The organism is Adlercreutzia sp. DFI.6.23 (assembly GCF_024462535.1).
Taxonomy (GTDB): Bacteria; Actinomycetota; Coriobacteriia; order Coriobacteriales; family Eggerthellaceae; genus Adlercreutzia; species Adlercreutzia rubneri.
Map to the genome: position 1 here is coordinate 1 of NZ_JANGBP010000706.1, position 292 is coordinate 292.

Sequence of the window (292 nt, forward strand, 5' to 3'; positions counted from 1 at the left end):
CAAAGGATAGCTCGTTCCCGAAGCAGTGTTCTTGAACACTGCGGCGCTGCTTACCAGCTGGCCTGCACTGGTTGTTTCCTTCTCTCCGATAATAATTTTCGCATGAGTGCAGCCAGCAACGCCTCCACCCAGACCAGCAGCGCTGTTGTTCGTAATAAGGGCAGAGGGAATCATCAAGGTGCCATTATTGTTGATATAAATGCCACCGCCGCCCCAGTCGGTTGTAGTCTCTGTTTCATTGTTAATGATGGAACCACCAGTTATCTTGGTGTCTTTTGCGTAAGTAAAAATT

The 292-nt window shown here is 48.3% G+C and carries 1 protein-coding gene; it reads right to left on the reverse strand.

The genetic code is table 11. The annotated features are described in order from the left end of the window. Window positions 1–292: hypothetical protein (locus NE591_RS15140; protein ID WP_256157087.1), on the reverse strand; the 292-nt coding region annotated here is incomplete at both ends.